We start from the raw sequence: 20,303 nt of genomic DNA, 5'->3' as shown, positions 1-20,303 counted from the left end.
CCAGGTTAGGTCTGCCGTGCCCCGTCCGGCCGCGCGCCACGCCCGGCAAGGAAGGTCTCGGATGCCCCAGTCCCGCGCCCCTCAGCCCCCGCCGCTCGCGCGCGCCGGCATCGACCGGGCCGCCGCGGAGCGCGACACGCCGGATCTCGTCGACCGGCTGCGGCAGCAGGCGGACACGCGGGTAGTCGCCGTCCACGGGGATCGCGGACTCGTCGAGCCATCCGGCACCCGGCTTCACCTCGTGGCGCCGACGGCGATCGCCGGCGCGGCGGAGTGGGCGTTCCTCGGCCGGGACGCGTCGGGCGCCGCCGTGCTGCTCGCGGCGACGGCAGCGGAGGCCCCGGAGCCGGTCGTGAGGGATGCCTCGGACAGCGCGACCGGCCCGGATTCGCCGCAGTGGCGGGCGCTCCGCGCCGCGGGCGGCGAGCTCGACGCCGTCGATGCGGGTCTCCTCGTGGAGGCGGTCTCGCTCGGCCGCTGGCTGCTCGACGCCCCGTTCTGCTCCACCTGCGGCACGCGCACCGTCGTGCGCGCGGCCGGCTGGGCGCGGCACTGCCCGGTCTCCGAGGGCGGATGCGGGCGCGAGCACTTCCCCCGCACCGACCCGGCCGTGATCGTCGCCGTGCAGTCGACCGACGGCGAGCGGTTGCTGCTCGGCAAGAACGCGATCTGGGCGGGCCGCAACATGTATTCGACGTTCGCCGGGTTCGTGGAGGCGGGGGAGTCGCTCGAGTCGACGGTCGCCCGCGAAGTGCTCGAGGAGGCCGGCGTCGCCGTCGACGACCTGCGCTACCGCGGGTCGCAGTCGTGGCCCTATCCGCGCTCGCTCATGCTCGGGTTCCACGCGACGGCGGCTGCCGGGACGGTCGCCCGCGCGGACGGCGAGGAGATCGTCGACGTGCGCTGGTTCTCCCGCGGCGAGCTCGCCGAGGTGCTCGGGGCGCAGGCGCGCGAGGCGCAGGCGCGCGCGTCAGTGGCATCCGAGTCAGGGGCATCCGTCACCGGCGACACCGCGCCGTTCGCGCTCCCCGGCACCGCCTCGATCGCCCACCGTCTGATCGTCGACTGGGTGGAGCGCGCGTGAGCGAGGGCGCCCTCGCCGCCCTCGACGACGAGCAGCGGGTCGCGGCCTCGCTGCTGCGCGGCCCGGTGTGCGTGCTCGCCGGCGCCGGCACCGGCAAGACGCGCGTCATCACGCACCGCATCGCGCACGGCGTCGACACCGGCGCGTACTCGCCCGGCCGGGTGATGGCGGTCACCTTCACGGCGAAGGCGGCCGGCGAGATGCGCGGACGGCTCCGGGCGCTCGGCGTCGAGGGGGTCGCCGCGCGCACCTTCCACGCCACCGCGCTCGCGCAGCTGAACTTCTTCTGGCCGCAGCTCGCGAACGACACCGCTCCGTCGATCGTCGACAAGAAGGTGCGCGTGCTCGGCCAGGCCGCCGACCTGCTGCGGCTGCACCTCGACGCGGCGACGCTCCGCGACGTCGCGAGCCGCATCGAATGGCGCAAGGTCGCGATGCGCACGATCGACCAGGATGCCGCGGCGCACCCCACGGGACTCGGGAGCCTCGACGCGGGCGCCCTCGCCGACCTGATGCGCGCCTACGAGAAGGTGAAGGACGAGCGGCGCCAGCTCGACTTCGAGGACGTGCTGCTCGCCTGCGCCGGGATGCTCGAGTCGGAGCCGCGGGTCGCTGCGGCCGTGCACGAGCAGTACCGGCACCTCACCGTCGACGAGTTCCAGGACGTCTCGCCCGTGCAGCACCGCCTGCTCGAGCTGTGGCTCGGCGACCGGCACGACATCTGCGTCGTCGGCGACCCGAGCCAGACGATCTACTCGTTCGTGGGCGCCGACCCGCGCTACCTGCTCGACTTCGCCGACCGGCACGAAGACGCCCAGGTGGTGCGTCTCGAGCGCAACTATCGGTCGGACCCCGGCATCCTCACCGTCGCGAACGCGCTGATGCACGGGCGCCCGGGGGCGCTGACGCTCTCGAGCGCCACCGCGCCGGATGCCACGTCGGGCGGCGTCGCGCCGGTCGCGACCGCCTATCCCGACGATGCGGCCGAGGCGGACGGGGTGGCCGGAACGGTGGCCGCGCAGATCGCCGCCGGCGTCTCGCCCGACGACATCGCCGTGCTCTACCGCGCGAACGCGCAGTCGGCGCCCCTTCTCGCCGCCCTCGCGGCGCGCGGCATCGCGGCGAGCGTGCTCGGCGGACGGCGCTTCTTCGACCTGCCCGAGGTGCGCCAGGCCGTGATGGCCCTCCGCGGCGCGTCCGTCGCGCCGGTGGAGACGACGTTCCTCGCCGCCGTCCGCGACGTACTGCGCTCGCTCGGGCTCAGCGACGACCCGCCACCGGCGGGCGGCGCCCTCCGCGACGCGTGGGAGGCGCGCGCCGCCGTGCTGCGCCTCGCTGAAGAGGCCCCGGAAGGGACCACCCTGCGCGGTTTCACCGACGAGCTGATGGCGCGGGGCCGCGACCAGCACGAGCCGGCCTTGCGCACCGTGACTCTCGCGACCCTCCACGCCGCCAAGGGTCTGGAATGGGACCACGTGCACCTCGTCGGGCTGTCGGAGGGCCTGCTGCCGATCTCGTACGCGAGCACTCCCGCCGAGATCGACGAGGAGCGCCGTCTCGTTTACGTCGGCATCACGCGGGCCGGGCGAACGCTGTCGCTGTCGTGGTCGGAGCAGGTCGGCTCGCCGGGTCACGGAGCGCCCCGTCCTCGGCAGCGGTCGCGGTTCGTTCCGGAGATCGGCACAGGCAATCTGCGTGCGGGCGGTGCGCGTGCCACACGCGCCGCACGTCCGCGCAGCTGAGGGTCACCGACAGCGCCGTCGCCGACACGGGGCCGGTGGATGCGGCGCGGAGCAGTCGCGCCGCGAGCACCGCCGCCTCGAGCACGAGCCCCGCATCGGTCGGCACGCGTTCGCGTCCGAGCAGCTGCGCGGCCACGAGCGGCCAGCGCGGATCGGCGTCGGTGCGCCGGGCGTGTAGGCAGGCGAGGCAGGCCGTGACGCCGGGCACCACGAGCGGCCCGACGACGACGCGGTCTCCGGCGAGCACGATCGGCAGGTGCGGGATGTCGGCGGCCAGGAGCGCGCCCGCACGGCGGGGCTCGATCAGGTGATCCGCGACGACGATCATCGGCAGCGCCGGATCGGGCGCGTCCTGCCGCCAGCGGGTCGTCTGCACGGCGTCGAGTCCACCGGCCTGCCAGCCGTGCGCCAGGGCGTCGGCCTCGGCGAAGCTCACGTCGGCGGGCAGCTCCGCCTGCACGGCGAGCGGTGCGGCCGGCCCGGGGGCGAGCGCGCCGCCGATGCCGGCGACGAACCGCTCTGCCGCCTCGGCGCTCGCGCCGAACGTGCGCGCGAGGGGCAGCAGCATCGCGTCGGGGATGCCTTCGGTCAGCGCGTCGAGCAGCTGCTCCTGCCAGGGCGCGACGTCGTCGAGCCGCACCGCCCCGTCGGGCCCGAGCTGCATGCTGGAAGCGGTGCGCCAGAGCGGCGGGTGCGAGGGGGCGAGTCGGAGCATGCCCCGATCATGCCGACCGGCGGCTGGCCCCGCGCCCGCTGTCCACAGGAATCAGCTGAACAGGTCCGTTCCGCCGGCCTGTGGAGGAGGCGATGGACAGCGGTGGGCGACCGATCAGACCGGGCGCGGGTCGTCCGTTCCGGGCTCGTCGGTGCCGGACTCGCTGTCCGCGTCATCGGCCGGTTCGCCGCCCGATCCGTCGCCGCCGTCCGCGTCGCTCGGAGAGTCACCGCCCTCGCCGCCGGCGCCGGCCTCCTGCGCCAGCAGGGCGTCGAGCGCATCGTCCATGGCGTCGCGCGGCGGCGCCTCGCCGGAGGCGCGGGCGCGCAACCGCACGATCAGCCCCTCCGGGTCGTCGATGTCGGCGGGTCCGGGCATGAGGTCGGGGTAGTCCCACAGGCTGTCGCGCTCGGCCACGCCGACCGCATCGGTCACCGCACGCCACATCGCCGAGGCCTCGCGCAGGCGACGCGGGCGCAGTTCGAGGCCGACGAGCGAGGCCATCGCCTGCTCGGCCGGCCCGCCCACGGCGCGGCGGCGTCGCACGGCCTCGGCGATCTTCGGCGCCTCGGGGAGGCGCGCCGTGGCATCCGCCGTCACGATGTCGACCCAGCCCTCGATCGTCGCGAGGAGGTTCTCGAGGCGCGTGAGTGCCGCTTCCTGCACGGGCGTGCGCTGGGGGAGGAGGGCCCCCGATTCCAGCAGCGCGCGCAGCTCCTCGGGTTGCGACGGGTCGAAGCGCGACGCGAGGTCTTCGAGCGCCGACGTGTCGACGTGGATGCCCCGGGCGAAATCGGTCACCTGCGAGATCACGTGCAGCCGCAGCCACTTCGCGTGCCGGAAGAGCCGCGCGTGGGCGAGTTCGCGGGTCGCGAGGTAGAGGGCGAGCTGGTCGTCGGTGACGTCGAGGTCGCGGCCGAAGTCGGCGAAGTTCTGCGGCAGGATCGCCGCGACCCCGTCGGGCATCACCGGGATCCCGACGTCGCCGCCCGAGACGACCTCGAGCGAGAGGCGGCCGATCACGCCGCCGAGCTGCGCGGCGAACATCGACCCGCCGATGCGGCGCATGAACGCGCCCGCGCCCGCGACGAGCTGCTTCATCTCCTCGGGCGTCTGCTCGTCGAGCACCGAGGTGAGAGCGCCGGCGATCGAGTCGGCGACCGGCTCGGCGAGCTCCTGCCACACCGGCAGCGTCTGCTCGACCCACTGGCCGCGGGTGATCGCGAGCGGGGGTGCGGCGAGCTCGGAGATCGTCGTCGCCTCGCTCAGCCACAGAGTCGCCAGGGCGAATGCCTGATCGAACTCGGTGCGGTCGCCGGTGGTGATGCCGAGCCCGTCGCGATTGGCGAGGTGCAGCGCCTGCGTCTTCGCCGAGCTCCAGTCGATGCCGTCCCCGGCGCCGCCCGCACTCTGGCTCTGCGCGAAGGCGGCCTGCATCTGCCCCATGATCTGCTGCAGCATCGCGGGGTCGATGCCCATGCGGGAGAGTCCCTCGAGCTGCGCCGGGTCGATTCCCGCGCCGCCGGCACCTCCCGCGCCCCCGAGCAGGTTCCGCAGGAGCTCCTGGAATTCGTCCTCGCCGAAGCGGTCGTCGTTGTCGTCGTCAGCCATGTCAGGCGCCTTTCAGCAGGCGGAAGTCGTCGCGCTCTACGCTAGTCGCACGGTCTCCGCCGCGGCGCGTCTCGCGCTCTCGGTGAGGGGGTCGTATGTACGCCGATCGCGAACGACCGGCCGGAAGGGTCTGCCGTGGCACTGTTCGACGAGGTCACGACGATCGTCCCCACGCCCCGCCGCCGCATGTCGCGCCGCACCACGGTGGGGGTCTGGGCCCTCACCGTCGCGCTGTTCGCGCTGCTCGCGCTCACGGTGCTGCCCACGTCGTTCGTCATCCAGCGCCCGGGGCCCGTGTTCAACACGCTGGGCTCGGTGCAGAACTCCGACGGCGACGAGGTGCCGCTCATCTCGGTCGACGGCGCGCAGACCTACCCGACCGCGGGGGCGCTCGACCTCCTCACGGTGCAGGTCGTCGGCTCGCGCGAGCGCACGCCGTCCTGGTTCGAGCTCGCCCTCGCGTGGTTCGACCCGTCGAAGGCGGTGCTGCCGGTCGACCAGGTGTTCCCCGCCGGGCAGACGACCGAGCAGCGCAATCAGGAGAGCGCCGTCATGATGGTCGACTCGCAGAAGGAGGCGACCGCCGCGGCGCTGACCGAGCTCGGCTACGACGTGAAGCCGATGGTGCGCGTCTACTCGCTGACCGACGACTCCGCCGCGCAGGGCATCCTGCAGGAGGGCGATGTCATCCGCGCCGCGAACGGCACCCCGATCACCGACACGCCGGCCCTCCGCGAGATCATCAACGCGGGCGACGGCGCGCCGGTCGATCTCACGGTCGAGCGCGACGGTCAGACGCTCGACGTGACGATCACGCCCCAGGCATCCACCGCCGGCGGCGAGACGGTGTGGCTGATCGGCGTCTCGACGATGCACGACTACGACTTCCCGATCCAGGTGACCATTCAGCTCGACAACGTCGGCGGGCCCTCGGCGGGCATGATGTTCGCCCTCGGGATCATCGACACGCTCACGGACGGCGAGCTGAACGGCGGCGAGCGGGTCGCCGGCACCGGCACGATCGACGCCGCCGGCACGGTCGGCCCGATCGGCGGCATCCGTCAGAAGATGTTCGGCGCCGTGGATGCCGGGGACACCTGGTTCCTCGCGCCCGCCGACAACTGCGACGAGGTCGTCGGCCACATCCCCGACGGACTCCGTGTCTTCAAGGTCTCGACGCTCGACGACGCACTCGGGGTGCTCTCCGCGATCCGCGACGGCGGCGACCTCGGCGCGCTGCCGACCTGCTCCTGAGTCGCCGGCCGCGCCCGACCGGTCTCTGAGCGGCCTCCGAGCGGGCGGCGCGCAACGCCTTCGTCACGTTCTGCTGGGAATATGCCCCAACCGGCACCTCGCCGCACCGGCACACGAGCCGGGCGGCGGGGCCGCGCCTAGGATGGTGGGGTGACCACGACCTCCGCGCCGAACCAGGCCACGCCGAATCCCGTCCGCAAGGCCATCGCCATCACGCTCGTCGTGATCGCCGTGATCGTCGTCGGCTTCTTCATCTTCGCGAGCCTCTACGCCGACTGGCTGTGGTTCGACCAGCTGGGCTTCACCAGCGTGCTGTGGACCCAGTGGACGGCGCGGATCGTCATGTTCATCGTGGGCTTCCTCGCGATGGCCGTCCCCGTGTTCGTCGCGATCCAGCTCGTCTACCGGCTCCGACCCGTCTACGCGCGGCTCAGTTCGCAGCTGGACCACTACCAGGAGGTCGTCGAGCCGCTCCGCCGCCTCGCGATGTGGGGCATCCCGGTCTTCTTCGGGTTCTTCGCCGGCTTCGCCGCCGCCGCGCAGTGGCAGACGGTGTGGCTGTGGGCCAATCGGGTCGACACGGGAACCACCGACCCGCAGTTCCAGATGGACGTCGGGTTCTACCTGTTCTCGGTGCCGTTCCTCTCCGCCGTGCTCGGCTTCGCCTCCGCGGTGCTCCTCGTCTGCCTCGGCGTGACGGTGCTCGTCGCCTACCTCTACGGCTCGGTGCGGATCGGCCAGCGCGAGCTGCGCATCTCGAAGGCGGCACGCATCCAGCTCGCGATTATCGCGGGCCTCTACCTGCTCGTCCAGGGCGCGAGCCTGTGGCTCGACCGGTACAAGACGCTCACCGAGACGAGTGACCGCATCACGGGTGCGAGCTACGTCGACGTGCACGCCGTCATCCCGGGGCTCACCATCCTCTCGATCGCCGCCGCGATCGTCGCCGTGCTGTTCTTCATCACCTCGGTGATCGGACGCTGGCGCTTTCCCCTCATCGGAACGGCCCTGCTCATCGTGTCGTTCCTGGTCGTCACGGTCGCCTACCCGTCCCTCGTGAACCAGTTCCAGGTCGTGCCCAACCAGGAGACCCTGGAAAGCCCCTTCTACCAGCGCAACATCGACGCGACGAAGGCCGCCTACGGCATCGACGGCCTCGAGAAGAGCGACTTCAAGGCAGCGACCGACGCCGAGCCGGGGCAGCTGCGCGAGGACGCCGACACGACGGCGTCCATCCGCATCATGGACCCGGCCATCATTCCGCCGACGGTCCGCCAGCTCGAGCAGTACCGTCCGTACTACAAGTTCTCCGACCCGCTCGATGTCGACCGCTACCAGATCGACGGGAAAAGCCAGGATGCCGTGGTCTCGGTCCGCGAGCTCAACCTCGACCAGCTCGGGGCAGCGGCGACCTGGTACAACACGACGCTCGTCTATACGCACGGCTACGGAATGGTCGCCGCGAAGGGCAACGACCGCGCGGCCGACGGCAACCCCGTGTTCCTGGAGCGGGGTATCCCGACCGCGGGCGCGCTCACGGATGAGACCGCCTACGAGCCGCGCGTCTACTTCGGCGAGTCCTCGCCGCCGTACTCGATCGTCGGCGGACCCGAGGGTGGCACGGACATCGAGCTCGACTATCCGCGCGGTGCCGGCGGGGCAGCGCAGACGAAGACGACGTTCACGGGCGACGGCGGCCCCCAGATCGGCAACCTCTTCAACCGCCTGATCTACGCGCTGAAGTTCCAGTCGACCGACATCCTGCTCTCCGACGCGATCAACGACAAGTCGCAGATCCTCTACGACCGCGATCCGGTGACCCGGGTGCAGAAGGTCGCGCCGTACCTCGAGCTCGACAACGATCCGTATCCGTCGATCGTCGACGGCAAGATCGTGTGGATCGTCGACGGCTACACCTTGAGCGCGAACTACCCCTACTCGTCGATCGTGAGCCTCCGCGACGCGATCAGCGACACGACGAACACGTCGCCGCGTGTCGCGCTCGACGACGTCAACTACATCCGCAACTCGGTCAAGGCGACCGTCGACGCCTACTCGGGCGAAGTGACCCTCTACGCGTGGGACGACACCGATCCGATGCTGCAGGCGTGGCAGAAGGTCTATCCGTCGACGCTCAAGCCGGTCTCGGACATGTCCGCCGACCTGATGAGCCACGTGCGCTACCCGACCGACCTCTTCAAGGTGCAGCGCGCGATGCTCGGCACGTACCACGTCGACGACGCGGCCTCGTTCTATGCGCGCGACAACGCGTGGAAGACCCCGAACGACCCCGTCTCCCAGGCGGACGTACTGCAGCCGCCGTACTACCTGTCGATGAAGATGCCGGGCCAAGAGGCGCCGACGTTCTCGATGTTCACCTCGTTCATCCCGGCCGCGGAGGGCGACGGCGCGCGGAACGTCCTGATGGGATATCTGGCGGTGGACTCCGACGCGGGCGCAGTGGCCGGCCAGAAGGCGGCCGACTACGGAAAGCTGCGCATGCTGCAGATCTCCGCCGACGTGAGCGTTCCTGGCCCCGGGCAGGTGCAGAACACCTTCAATTCGAACGAGACGATCTCGCAGCAACTGAACCTGCTCAAGCAGGGGCTGTCCGAGGTGCTCAACGGCAACCTGCTGACGCTCCCGGTCGGCGGCGGCTTCCTTTATGTGCAGCCGGTGTTCGTCCAGGCATCCAGCGGCACGAAACTGCCGGTGCTGCGGAAGATCCTCGTCGCGTTCGGCGACAAGGTCGCGTTCGAGGACACGCTGCAGGATGCCTTGGACTCGCTGTTCGGCGGCGATTCGGGTGCCTCCACGGGTGACAACAACGTCACCCCGTCGCCGAACCCCAGCGAGTCGGGCGAGCCCGGCACGGGCGGCGGGACCGGCGGTGGAACCGACGTCGCCATGCAGGCGGCGCTGAAGGATGCCCAGCAGGCGATGATCGACCGCGATGCCGCGCTCAAGGCGGGTGACCTGACGAAGTTCGCCGAGGCCGACGCGCGTCTGACGGCCGCCGTGCAGAAGCTGCTGACGCTGAGCGGCGGCAACTGAGCGGCGACGGGTCCTGCGCAGAATCGGAGATCCGCAACAGAATCGGATGCCAGCCACCGCGGCATCCGATTCTGTTCGTGTTCTCCGATTGCGTGCGGGTGCGCGGGCGGCTGCAGCGGCGCCCGCTCAGCGGCTCAGGGCGTACCAGATCAGGAGCAGCGTCACCGCGAAGCCGGTGAACTGGTTCAGCCAGAGGAAGCGGTCCCACCCGCGCGTGGCGGCGGTGGCCTCGGCATCCGGCACGGAGCGGTAGGGCCACACGGTCGCGAGGTACGGCACGGCGAGCAGCGCCGCGAGCGGCCCCGGCCAGGAGGTGCCGAGCATGACGAGCCCGGCGAGGGCGTAGGCGACGAGCGCGAACCGCACGGTGCGGGCCGCGCCGAACGCGGTGGCGATCGACGAGATGCCGGCCTCCCGGTCGGCGACGACGTCCTGCACCGCGCCGAACGCGTGCGAGGCGATGCCCCACAGTGCGAAGGCGACGATGATCGCGACGAGCGGCCAGGTCCAGGTCGCGCCCGCGAGCACGAGGCCGTAGACCGCGGGGGAGAAGAAGTGGATGCTGCTCGTGATCGAGTCGGCGACCGGGCGTTCCTTGAGGCGCAGCGGCGGCGAGGAGTAGAAGACCACGAAGAAGAGGCTGAGGGCCAGCACGACCCATGACGCGGGTGAGCCGACCGCGACGAGGAACACGACGAACGGCAGGCAGCTGAGCGCGGCCGCCGAGAGCGTCGTGCGGTGCAGCCTGCGGTCGAGCACCGCGCCGTGCGCGCCGCCCTTGCGCGGATTGCGGAGGTCCGACTCGTAGTCGAACACGTCGTTGATGCCGTACATCGCGAGGTTGTACGGGACGAGGAAGAACACCGTGCCGACGATGAGCACGAGATCCACCTGGCGCGTGGTGAGGAGGTACGCCGCCGCGAACGGATAGGCGGTGTTGATCCAGCTGACCGGTCGTGACGAGATCACCAGTTGCCGCGCGACGCCCGCGCTCATGCCTCCTCCTCGGCCCGTCGCGGGGTGCAGAGGCAGCGGATCGCCGGCACGAGGAACGCCGCGGCGAGCGGATAGGAGAAGTCCTCGATCGGGGCGAGGCCGATCCGGATGCCGCTGATGAGGTGCTCCGGATAAGTGAAGAGGTCGAGGGCGATCATCACGTTGTCGAAGATCGCGGTCAGGATGATCAGCACGAGGGCGGTCCATGCCGACGCGCGCATACGCGCCGCGAAGCCCGGTCGACGTGCCGTCGCGACGGTGACGATGGCGGTGAGCACGAGGAACGGGATCGTGAGCAGGGCGTACATCACCGTGCCTCCCCGTCGCTGGTTCGGCGCGCGGCACGACGCCGCTGCGCCAGTCGAAGCGCCGCGGCGTGCGTCACGAGCGCGAGATGGCAGAGGAACGCGAGGAACACCGGCTCCTCCACCGGCATGTGCGGGAACAGCTCGACCCCGAGCAGCAGCGGGCTGCCGCCGCGCACGAAAACGCCCGCGGCGATGCACGTGGCATCCCACGCGACGAAGAACACCGTGCCGAGGAGGATCGCGAGGCCCGACGGCACGGGCGCCGCCCAGAGGGCGAGCCGGTAACGCGCGTCGAGGGTGAGCATGCCGGCGAAGGAGACCAGCAGGGCGAGGAGATAGAGGCCGGGCATGCTCAGGCGCCGGATGCCGCGGGTTCGGGCAGGCGGGCGGCGCTCTTGTCGCCGCGCAGCCGCTTGGCGACGAGCTCGGCGGAGATGAGGCACATCGGCAGCCCGATGCCGGGGAGCACCGACGTACCGGCGTAGAGGAGGCCGTCGACGCGGCGCGAGGCGTTGCGCGGCCGGAACACCGCGCTCTGCCGCAGGGTGTGCGCGAGGCCCAGCGCGCCGCCGCGCCAGGCGCCGAGGTCGCTCTCGAAGTCGGCGGGCGAGATCGTGCGCCGCACGCGGATCCGGTCCGCGAGGTCGGGGGTGCCGGTCCAGTCGGCGATCTGCGCGATCACCCGGTCGGCGGCCGCCTCGATCGCCGGGTCCCCGTCGCCGTCTTCGCCACCGTGCCCGAGCGACGGATCGGCGGGCATCGGAACGAGGACGAAGAGGTTCTCGCTCCCGGCCGGCGCGACACCGGGATCGGTTGCGGACGGACGGCAGATGTAGATGGATGCCGGATCGGGAATACGGGTGTCGGCACCGAAGATGTCGTCGAAGTTCTCCGTCCAGTCGGCGGCGAACAGCAGCGTGTGATGCGCGAGCTGCGGCAGCTCGCCGTCGACGCCGAGGAGGAGCAGGAGCGCCCCGGGTCCGGGGTTGCGCTTCTCCCACCAGCGGTCCGGATAGGTCCGCTCCGCCGGGGCGAGCAGCTCCGTCTCGGTGCGGTGGAGGTCGGCGGTCGAGACGACGATGTCGGCGTGGTGCACGGTGCCGTCGGCGAGGCGCACGCCCCGCGCGGCGCCGCCCGTGACGAGGATGCGCTCGACCGGGGCATCCGTCCGCAGCGTCGCCCCGGCGCTCTCGGCGAGGCGTGCGATGGCGGCGATGAGCGCGGTGAATCCGCCCTGCGGGTACAGCACGCCCTCGTCGAGGTCGAGACGGCTCATCAGGTGGTAGAGCGCGGGCGCGGTCGCCGGCGACGCGCCGAGGAACACCGCGGGATACCCGAGGATCTGGCGCAGCACGGGATCGTCGAACCGCTGCGCGACGTGGCGCTCGAGCGAGCGGGCGAGAAGCGGCGCGAGCTGCGGCAGCCGCCGCACGACGGCCGGATCGCGGAGGCCCGCGGTGCCCTGGTAGGTGTCGTAGAGGAACTTCGAGACGGCCAGGTCGTAGGCCTCGCCGGCCGAGTCGAGGTAGGCGTCGAGCTGCGGCCCCGAGCCGGGCTCGCGCTCCTCGAACAGCGCCCGCGCCGCGTCACGGCCGGAGACGACGTCGACCGGAGCAGACGGCGCATCGCCCTCGGGCTCGGGGTACACGCGGTAGGCGGGGGTCAGCGGCACGAGGTCGAGTTCGGCCTCGGCCGTCGTGCCCATGAGCCGGAAGAAGTGGTCGAACACCTCAGGCATGAGATACCAGCTCGGCCCCGTGTCGAAGCGGAAGCCGTCGCGCTCCCACGATCCGGCGCGGCCGCCCAGCTCGGGGCGCGCCTCGAAGAGTGTCACCTCCCACCCGTCGCGTGCGAGGAGCGCGGCCGTGGCGAGCCCCGCGATGCCGCCGCCGACGACGGCCGCCGACCCGCTCACGCGTCGGTCCGTCGCGGGGGGAGACCGGCGATCGCCTTCGCCGCGATGGTCGCCTTGACCGCCGTCGGCACCGACACGCGCACGTCGTCGCGGTCGTCGTCGTGGAGCCGGTGCGCGAGCTCGGCGAACAGTCCGTGCGCGGTCGTCACTGCGCGGCGGCAGTCGGCCGGCAGCGCCGGTATCGCGAGCGCGGCGACGTCGAGGTCGTGGTCGATGCGCGCGAGCACGGCGGCGCGGGATGCCTCGCCGTCGATCCCCAGGTAGTCGCGACCGAGCCGCCCCCGGTCGTCGGCGCGGTCGCGGAGGAAGTTGACGTCCTGGAACGCCGCGCCGAGCCGTCGGGCGCCCTCGACGAGCTCGGGCGACGGTGTCTCGGGCACGGCGCGCCCGGCGTTGACGAACACCTGCAGGCACATGAGCCCGACGACCTCGGCCGACCCGTACACGTACGCGTCGTGCGACTGCGCGTCGTGCTCGGTGCGGGTGAGGTCGGTGCGCATCGACGCGAAGAACGGGCGGACGAGCTCGCCGTCGATGCCGCACTCGCGCGCGGCGAGCGCGAAGGCGTGCACGATGAGGTTCGTGCTGAACCCGCGGGCGATCGCGGTGAGGGTCTCGGCCTCGAACTCGTCGAGCAGCAGCCGCTGCGTCGGGGCGGGGACGAGAGCCTCGTCGGCCGCGCCGTCGACGATCTCGTCGGCGACCCGCACGAGCGCGTAGACGCTCCGCACGTGGGTGCGCACCCGCGGGCCGAGGAGACGCGACGCGAGCGCGAAGGAGGTCGAATAGGCGACGATGACGGATGCCGCGGCATCCTGCGCACACCGGTCGTAGAGGCTCGTCGTCACGGGATGCGCTCCTCGATCGCCGTCGCGATATCGGCGAGGAGGGCGACGGCGGGGGCGGGGAGGGCGGGCGAGGCCGCGCGGCTGCGGGCGCGCTGCAGGGCGTCGCCGACGAGCACGACGACCTCGTCGCGGGCGCCGCTCGCCTCGAGCTCACGCTGCGCGCGGCGGACGGCGATCGGGCCGGTGTGGGCGAGCGCGAGCGCGGAGCGCACCTGCGGCCAGGCGTTGCCGCCCCGCGCGAAGCCGATGAGCGGCGTGCGCTTGGCCTCCCGCAGGTCGGCGCCGGGGGCGCGACCCGCCTGGCGCCGCGTGCCGAACGTGCCGATGAGGTCGTCGACGAGCTGGAACGCGAGCCCCAGATCGGCCGCGGCGGCGCCGAGGGCGGCGCGGGCCTCGCTCGACGCCCCCGCGAGAGCGGCGCCCGCGAGCAGCGGCGCCTCGAAGGAGTAGGCGGCGGTCTTGTCGTGGGCGACGCCGAGGAGTGCCGCCGTGTCGGGCACGTCAGTACGCGCCGCGTTCTCGACGTCGGCGAGCTCGCCAGCCGCCGAGACGAGGATCGCGTCGTCGAAGACCTGCAGCAGTGCGCCGCGCGCGGCGGCATCGACGTCCACGGTCGCGACCAGGCGCGCCGCCTCGAACAGCAGCAGATCGCCGGCGAGCACGGCCGCGGCGTCACCGACGAGGGCGGCATCGTCGGCGGACGCGCCGTACTGGGCGGCGCGAGCGCGGAAGCGTCCGGCGACGTTCGGCACCCCGCGCCGCTCGAGGTCGCGGTCGATGAGGTCGTCGTGCACGACGAAGGCGGTGTGCAGCAGCTCGAAGGCGGCGGCGGTCTGCCACAGCGCCGCCTCGGCGGACTCCTCGTCATCCCGGTCGCCGGCACCCGCGGCGCCGCCTGCCGCACAGGCGCCCGCGGCGCCGCCTGCCGCGCAGACGCCGGCGGGGGCGCACAGCGCCCGGTAGGCGGCCACCACGAGCGCGGGTCGCACGCGTTTGCCGTCGCTCGCCGCAGCCGCGACGGCGGATGCCAGGGTGCTCGCACCCTCGCCGAGGGCGGCCGCGCGACCGGTCAGGCGCGCGAGGGAGGCCGAGATCGCGGCATTTACGCCGTCGCGGTCGGCGGGGGAGAGCGCGATCATCAGGATGCTCCGGGCGGGCGGCCGGGGAGGGCCTCGTCGAACACGTGCATCTGCTCGGCCTGCAGCACGAGCCACGGGCTGAAGGCCCACGGCGTGGCGCGGAGCGAGACGGCGAGGTCGGCGGGCTCGACCCAGCGGCCCTCGACGACCTCGTCGGGGTTCAGGTGCGGCTCGTCGTCGACGACGGCCGTGTAGACGGGGCACACCTCGTGCTCGACCATGCCGTTCGCATCGACCGCGCGATAGCGGAACAGCGGCAGCACCAGCCGGATGTCGCGGAGGGTCAGCCCCAGTTCGTGCTGCGCGTGCCGGCGCACCGCATCGATGACGGGCTCGGCCGGGCGCGGGTGACCGCAGAACGAGTTGGTCCACACGCCCGGCCAGGTCTTCTTGCCGAGGGCGCGACGGGTGACCAGGGTCTCACCGCGTTCGTTGTAGACATGACATGAGAAGGCCAGGTGCAGCGCCGTGTCGCTGCCGTGCACGCTCGATTTGGGAGCGACGCCGATTTCGCTCCCGTCTTCGTCCAACAGCACGACGAAGTCGGTGGCGATATCGGTGGGGGACACGAGTTTCTCCTTTCGCTAGTTTATCTAGCGATTTTCAGCGATACTACCTGGGGGGCAGGGAGGTGTCCACACGTGACCGAGAGATGGGTGCCGCAGACGCCGCGGGACGCGCTGATGATGTCGGCCATGACGGCCGTGCGGGCGTTCTCGGATGCGATGGACCGGATGCACGGCGACATGCGCGGCGACATGGACATGAACGCGTCCGACCTCGCGGCGATGCGCCTGCTCGTCGTGCGTGAGCAGCGCGGCGAGTGGGTGTCGCCGCATCAGATCGCGGCGCACCTGTCGATCTCCACCGCCTCGACGACGAAGCTGCTCGACCGCCTGACGGCCAGCGGTCACCTCGAGCGGCGTCCGCACCCGAGCGACCGGCGGGCGCGCGTGGTCGTACTCACCGATGCCGCCCGCGCGGAGTTCTACCGCCATTTCGGCGAGCGGATGGGGCGCATGCGGGAGGGGATGGCGTCGTTCACCGACGACGAGCTGCGCGCGATCGTGCGCTTTCTCGGCGAGATGGAGACGGCGCTCGGCGGCTGAGGGCGGACAACGAAGAAGACCCCCGTTTCCGGGGGCCTTCTTCGTTTTTCGTTGCGGGGACAGGATTTGAACCTGCGACCTCTGGGTTATGAGCCCAGCGAGCTACCGAGCTGCTCCACCCCGCGGCACAAGAACTAAGCATAGCACGGGTTCGGAGTGCTCCGCGCACGTTGCAGGCATCCATCGGCGCGGGGGAGGATGAGCGCATGAGTCCGGATGCCTCCGAGCGCGCCGTCGAGGCGGTGGACGACCTCGTCGACGGACGCGACGAGACCCCGAACGAGCGGGCCGATCGCAACTGGACCGAGGTGCTGCAGGAGCTGCGGGTCATGCAGACCGGCACGCAGATCCTCGCCGGCCTCCTGTTGGCGCTGGCCTTCCAGCCTGCCTTCGCGGATCTCTCCACCGGTCAACGTGTGTTCTCCCTCGTGCTCCTCGTGCTCGCGATGCTCAGCGCGATCGTGGCGCTCGCCCCGGTGGCGCTGCACCGGGCGCTGTTCGGGCGGCGGGAGAAGCGCACCGTCGTCTTCTACGGCCACGCCGCCCTGGTCGTGGCTCTCGCCACGGTCGCGGCGCTGCTGGTCGGGGTCGTCGACATCGTCTTCGACGTCGTGATCGGCGGCGCCGCCGCGGTGATCGTCGCGGTCGTGGCGATCGTCCTCGTCGCCGTGCTGTGGCTCGTGATCCCGCTGATCCTCCGCGCGAAGGGAGCGGACGCATGAGCGGGGGCGAGGCGTCGGCGGGCGCGGCGGTGGGTGTCGCGGTGGGTGTGGCGGTGGCGCAGTTCGCTCCGACGGCCGAGGAGCGCGCCAACCTCGCCGCGATCGACGAGTTGACCGCACGCGCCGTCGCGCGGGGGGCGGAGGTCGTGCTGTTCCCCGAGTACGCGAGCTACTTCGTCGACCCCTTCGACGACACCCTCCGCGCGCACGCGCAGGACGTCGACGGCGACTTCACGCGCGGGCTGCGCGAGATCGCGAGCCGGTACGGCGCGGTCGTCGTCGCGGGGCTCGTCGAGCGCGGCGCGGGCGATCGGGTGCGCAACGCCGTCGTCGCCGTGGGCGCCGACGGGGTGCGCGCGGTCTACCGCAAGCTGCACCTGTACGACGCGTTCGGGCAGCGCGAGTCGGACTGGGTCGAGGCGGGAACGCCGTCCGTTCCGGAGACCTTCGAGGTCGGGGGACTGCGCTTCGCGCTGATGACCTGCTACGACCTGCGCTTCCCCGAGGTGGCACGCGTGCTCGCCGACGCCGGCGCCCACGTCGTGCTCACGGCGGCCGAGTGGGTGCGGGGTCCTCTCAAGGAGCATCACTGGCGCACGCTCGTGCACGCCCGCGCGATCGAGAACACGCTGTATGTCGCGGGCGCCGATCACCCGCCGCCGCTCGGGGTGGGGGCATCCCTCATCGTCGACCCGCAGGGGGTCGAGCTCGCGGGCGTCGGCACGGCGACGGACGTCGCTGTGGCGTTCGTGGATGCCGCGGTGATCGAGCGCGTGCGCCGAGTGAACCCCGCCCTGGCGCTGCGGCGGTTCCGCGTCGAGCCGATCGACTGACCCGCGGCGGTGCTCGGTTGCGGGCTCAGCCCGGATCGAGTGCCGCTCAGCCCCGGCTGAGGCGCGCGGCCGCCTCCGCGATCACCTCGACGCGCTTGCAGGCGGCGAACCGCACGAGCGAGGCGTACTCCGAGCGGTGCGCGGCCGAGGCGAACGCCGTCAGCGGGATCGCGGCGACGCCGACGCGGGCGGGAAGCGCGCGACAGAAATCCGCGGCATCCTGCCCGGGAGACAGCCGGTGCGACGCGTCGGCGACGGTGAAGTAGGTGCCGGCCGCCGGCGACACCGTGTATCCGGCGTGCCGGAGCCCGTCCGCCAGCAGGTCCCGCTTGGCGCGCAGCGTCGCGGCGATACCGGTGAAGTAGTCGTCCGGCAGGCGGAGGCCCGCGGCGACCGCGTGCTGGAAGGGAGTGGCGTTGGTATAGGTGAGGAACTGCTTCACGGCGAGCACGGCGTCGACGAGGTCGGCGGGGCCGGTCACCCAGCCGACCTTCCAACCGGTGGCCTGGAAGGTCTTGCCGCCCGACGAGATTGACACGGTGCGCTCGGCGGCGCCGGGGAGGGTCGCGATCGGCACGTGCGGGCCGTCGAACACGAGGTGCTCGTACACCTCGTCGGTGACGATCCAGGCGTCGTGACGTTCGGCGAGACGCACGATCTCGGCGCGCACCTCGGGGGAGAAGACCGCTCCCGTCGGGTTGTGCGGATCGTTGACGATGATCAGGCGCGTGCGGTCGGTCACCGCGCGGGCGAGTTCGTCGAGGTCGGGCTGGAAATCGGGGAAGCGCAGCGGCACCGGCACGAGGGTCGCGCCGGCGAGCGCGACGCACGCGGCGTAGGCGTCGTAATAGGGCTCGAAGACGACCACTTCATCGTCCGGCGAGGCGACGAGGGCGAGGATCGTCGCGGCGAGCGCTTCTGTCGCCCCGGCGGTGACGAGCACCTCGCGCTCGGGGTCGAGTCCGATGCCGTAGAAGCGTCGCTGGTGGTCAGCGATGGCGCTGAGGAGCGTCGGCACCCCGCGGCCGGGCGCGTACTGGTTGGCGCCCGCCGAGATCGCCTCGTGGGCGGCGGCGAGCACCTCCGCGGGTGGGTCCTCGTCGGGAAAGCCCTGCCCGAGGTTCACCGCGCCGGTCGCGATCGCCAGGGCCGTCATCTCGGCGAAGACAGTTGGGACGGGCACCTCGCCGACACCGGGCGGCCCAGGGCTGAGCAGTCCCGCGCCGAGCGCGGTGCGCCGCCAGGCGCCGGGGATCTCTCGCACGCGCCCAGGCTATCGGTCCGGGTCCCGGCCCGGTCAGACGCCAGGCGCGCGCCGGCGCCGCACGGGCGCCACACCGAGGCTGCAACCGACCTGGGCGCGGTCATAGGCTCACCTAGGATGAGGAGCGCGGCCCTGCCATACGCAGCACACAGGATTCTGCGTCATGCTGAGGGTGTCTTGGGAAGAAGGGAGCACTGATGAGCGAGAACGTCCCCACCTCGAACGACCCGCACGGCTCCGCCGGCGACGAGCCGCAGCGTCCCCCCGTGCCGGCGCAGCCGGCGGCGGATGCCGCGGCCACGACCCCGGCGGAGGGATCGGCAGCCCCGGCGCCCGCGTCGACCCCGACGCAGTCCGCTGCGCCTGCGCCGGCCGCCGCGTCGACCCCGGCCGCCGCCCCGCAGCACGCGGCGACCACACCGCACCACACGGCGACCGCCACGGCGCACGGCGCCGCCACCGACCAGGGCTCGCAGGGCCAGCCGTCGGGTCGGATCGGCGCGGGCAAGGTCGTCGGCATCATGGTCGCGGCCGCCCTCGTCGGCGGTGCGGCGGGCGCCGCCGGGGCATCCCTCTTCCCGCAGTCGGTCGTCACCACGAGCCCGTCGACGGTCATCGTGAACAACACCGACTCGGTGAACCAGACGACGGCGATCGCGGCGAAGGTCGTGCCCTCGGTCGTCACCATCTCGGTCTCGTCCGGCTCGTCGGGCGGCACTGGATCGGGCGTCGTGCTGACCGCCGACGGCTACGTCGTCACGAACACGCACGTCGTGACGCTCGACGGCCAGGTGGCTGACCCGGAGCTCACCGTCACCACCTCCGACGGCAAGCTGTACAGCGCCGAGATCGTCGGCACCGACCCGACCTACGACCTGGCCGTGATCAAGCTCACCGACGCGTCGGGGCTCACCCCGATCGAGTTCGCCGACTCGACGAAGCTCAACGTGGGCGATCAGACGGCCGCCGTCGGCGCGCCGCTCGGCCTGCCCAACACGGTGACGGCCGGTATCGTCAGCGCGCTGAACCGCTCGATCCAGATCGCCTCGTCGGCCGCGCCCGAGGGCGACAGCCAGGAGGATTCGCCGCAGCAGGGTCAGGGCGATTCGCCCTTCCGGTTCGACTTCGGCCAGGGTCAGCAGCAGTCGGCGACCCGCTCGATCTCGATCGCGGTGATCCAGACCGACGCCGCCATCAATCCCGGCAACTCCGGCGGCGCGCTGGCCAACGGCGACGGCAAGCTCATCGGCATCAACGTCGCGATCGCCTCGACGGGCGGGGCGAGCTCGGCGAGCCCGGCCGGCTCGATCGGTGTCGGCTTCTCGATCCCGTCCGTCATCGTCAAGCGCATCAGCGACGAGATCATCGAGAACGGCAAAGCCACCCACGGCCTGCTCGGCGCGATCGTCGGCGACGCTGCCGCGCAGCCGAACTCGACGATGCTCGGTGCCTACATCATCGAGGTCACGAGCGGCGGGCCGGCGGACGCCGCGGGGCTGAAGAAGGGTGACGTCGTCACCTCGTTCAACGGCTTCCCGGTGACCGACGCGACCGACCTCATCGCGCAGGTGCGCGCGCTGGCGGCCGGCAGCACAGCGCCGATCGTCTACGTGCGCGACGGCAAGACGATCTCGGCCGAGGTCACGCTCGGATCCCTCACGCAGTAATCCGCTCTGCCGGAACGGACGCCACCCCGCGATAGGCTCGCG

At 72.1% G+C, this 20,303-nt stretch carries 17 protein-coding genes, 1 tRNA gene and 1 pseudogene; 8 read left to right on the top strand and 11 right to left on the bottom strand.

What is annotated here, in order from left to right; translation table 11 throughout:
* Window positions 1-61 precede the first annotated feature (61 nt).
* Together nudC and FHX68_RS04465 are read left to right on the top strand one after the other, a co-directional pair.
* Window positions 62-1,084, top strand: a complete 1,023-nt coding sequence (gene nudC / locus FHX68_RS04470; protein ID WP_141379195.1) for an NAD(+) diphosphatase — start codon at window positions 62-64, stop codon at window positions 1,082-1,084.
* Complete coding sequence (locus FHX68_RS04465; RefSeq protein ID WP_141379197.1) at window positions 1,081-2,826, top strand: ATP-dependent helicase; 1,746 nt, start codon at window positions 1,081-1,083, stop codon at window positions 2,824-2,826. The genes nudC and FHX68_RS04465 overlap by 4 nt, the downstream gene beginning before the upstream one ends.
* Here FHX68_RS04465 and FHX68_RS15725 read toward each other — a convergent pair.
* Both FHX68_RS15725 and FHX68_RS04455 read right to left on the bottom strand, forming a co-directional pair.
* Window positions 2,789-3,154: pseudogene (locus FHX68_RS15725) on the bottom strand (TOMM precursor leader peptide-binding protein); the annotation flags it as partial. The gene FHX68_RS04465 and the pseudogene FHX68_RS15725 sit on opposite strands and share 38 nt — an antisense overlap.
* A 501-nt stretch (window positions 3,155-3,655) precedes the next feature.
* Window positions 3,656-5,152 carry a zinc-dependent metalloprotease gene (locus FHX68_RS04455; RefSeq protein WP_141379199.1) on the bottom strand — a complete coding sequence of 499 codons (1,497 nt, stop codon included), beginning with the start codon at window positions 5,150-5,152 and terminating at the stop codon, window positions 3,656-3,658.
* Window positions 5,153-5,287: 135 nt separating this feature from the next.
* Between FHX68_RS04455 and FHX68_RS04450 the strand changes: the two genes are divergently transcribed.
* Both FHX68_RS04450 and FHX68_RS04445 read left to right on the top strand, forming a co-directional pair.
* Window positions 5,288-6,406 (top strand): YlbL family protein, encoded by a 1,119-nt coding sequence (locus FHX68_RS04450; protein WP_141379201.1) that lies wholly within the window; start codon window positions 5,288-5,290, stop codon window positions 6,404-6,406.
* 150 nt (window positions 6,407-6,556) lie between these two features.
* A complete protein-coding gene (locus FHX68_RS04445) occupies window positions 6,557-9,460 on the top strand; it encodes a UPF0182 family membrane protein (protein ID WP_141379203.1) in 2,904 nt (967 codons plus the stop codon).
* 126 nt (window positions 9,461-9,586) lie between these two features.
* Here FHX68_RS04445 and FHX68_RS04440 read toward each other — a convergent pair whose 3' ends face one another.
* From FHX68_RS04440 to idi, 7 genes are read right to left on the bottom strand one after another with little or no spacing between them, the layout of a single operon-like run.
* Window positions 9,587-10,456 (bottom strand): prenyltransferase, encoded by an 870-nt coding sequence (locus tag FHX68_RS04440; protein WP_141379205.1) that lies wholly within the window; start codon window positions 10,454-10,456, stop codon window positions 9,587-9,589.
* A complete protein-coding gene (locus FHX68_RS04435; protein ID WP_206694260.1) occupies window positions 10,453-10,764 on the bottom strand; it encodes a lycopene cyclase domain-containing protein in 312 nt (103 codons plus the stop codon). The genes FHX68_RS04440 and FHX68_RS04435 overlap by 4 nt, the downstream gene beginning before the upstream one ends.
* Window positions 10,764-11,114: a lycopene cyclase domain-containing protein gene (locus FHX68_RS04430; protein ID WP_141379209.1), complete on the bottom strand. Its 351-nt coding sequence runs from the start codon at window positions 11,112-11,114 to the stop codon at window positions 10,764-10,766. The genes FHX68_RS04435 and FHX68_RS04430 overlap by 1 nt, the downstream gene beginning before the upstream one ends.
* Window positions 11,115-11,116: 2 nt before the next feature.
* A complete protein-coding gene (gene crtI, locus FHX68_RS04425; RefSeq protein WP_141379211.1) occupies window positions 11,117-12,679 on the bottom strand; it encodes a phytoene desaturase family protein in 1,563 nt (520 codons plus the stop codon).
* Window positions 12,676-13,527, bottom strand: coding sequence for a phytoene/squalene synthase family protein (locus FHX68_RS04420; protein ID WP_141379212.1), 852 nt, complete (start codon window positions 13,525-13,527; stop codon window positions 12,676-12,678). The genes crtI and FHX68_RS04420 overlap by 4 nt, the downstream gene beginning before the upstream one ends.
* Window positions 13,524-14,666, bottom strand: coding sequence for a polyprenyl synthetase family protein (locus tag FHX68_RS04415; protein ID WP_141379214.1), 1,143 nt, complete (start codon window positions 14,664-14,666; stop codon window positions 13,524-13,526). The genes FHX68_RS04420 and FHX68_RS04415 overlap by 4 nt, the downstream gene beginning before the upstream one ends.
* Complete coding sequence (idi, locus tag FHX68_RS04410; protein ID WP_141379216.1) at window positions 14,666-15,235, bottom strand: isopentenyl-diphosphate Delta-isomerase; 570 nt, start codon at window positions 15,233-15,235, stop codon at window positions 14,666-14,668. Before idi ends, FHX68_RS04415 begins: the two co-directional genes overlap by 1 nt.
* 72 nt (window positions 15,236-15,307) lie before the next feature.
* Here idi and FHX68_RS04405 point away from each other — a divergent pair, with 72 nt between their 5' ends.
* Complete coding sequence (locus tag FHX68_RS04405) at window positions 15,308-15,775, top strand: MarR family winged helix-turn-helix transcriptional regulator (protein ID WP_229661411.1); 468 nt, start codon at window positions 15,308-15,310, stop codon at window positions 15,773-15,775.
* Between the two features lie 51 nt (window positions 15,776-15,826).
* Here the strand turns inward: FHX68_RS04405 and FHX68_RS04400 are convergent.
* Window positions 15,827-15,900: transfer RNA gene (locus FHX68_RS04400), tRNA-Met, on the bottom strand.
* An 81-nt stretch (window positions 15,901-15,981) separates the two neighbouring features.
* Between FHX68_RS04400 and FHX68_RS04395 the strand changes: the two genes are divergently transcribed.
* Window positions 15,982-16,497 carry a DUF6328 family protein gene (locus FHX68_RS04395; protein WP_141379218.1) on the top strand — a complete coding sequence of 172 codons (516 nt, stop codon included), beginning with the start codon at window positions 15,982-15,984 and terminating at the stop codon, window positions 16,495-16,497.
* Window positions 16,494-17,330, top strand: a complete 837-nt coding sequence (locus tag FHX68_RS04390; protein ID WP_141379220.1) for a carbon-nitrogen hydrolase family protein — start codon at window positions 16,494-16,496, stop codon at window positions 17,328-17,330. Before FHX68_RS04395 ends, FHX68_RS04390 begins: the two co-directional genes overlap by 4 nt.
* Window positions 17,331-17,376: 46 nt before the next feature.
* On the opposite strand, the gene FHX68_RS04385 is transcribed toward FHX68_RS04390, so the two are convergent.
* Window positions 17,377-18,594: an aminotransferase class I/II-fold pyridoxal phosphate-dependent enzyme gene (locus tag FHX68_RS04385; RefSeq protein ID WP_141379222.1), complete on the bottom strand. Its 1,218-nt coding sequence runs from the start codon at window positions 18,592-18,594 to the stop codon at window positions 17,377-17,379.
* A 197-nt stretch (window positions 18,595-18,791) separates the two neighbouring features.
* On the opposite strand from FHX68_RS04385, the gene FHX68_RS04380 reads away from it, so the two are divergent.
* Complete coding sequence (locus tag FHX68_RS04380) at window positions 18,792-20,261, top strand: S1C family serine protease (protein WP_141379224.1); 1,470 nt, start codon at window positions 18,792-18,794, stop codon at window positions 20,259-20,261.
* The last annotated feature ends 42 nt before the right edge of the window (window positions 20,262-20,303 follow it).

This window comes from Microbacterium lacticum, from assembly GCF_006716815.1.
Taxonomy (GTDB): Bacteria; Actinomycetota; Actinomycetes; order Actinomycetales; family Microbacteriaceae; genus Microbacterium; species Microbacterium lacticum.
The sequence above is the reverse complement of the archived record's forward strand: the minus strand, read 5'-3'. Positions and strand labels throughout refer to the sequence as shown.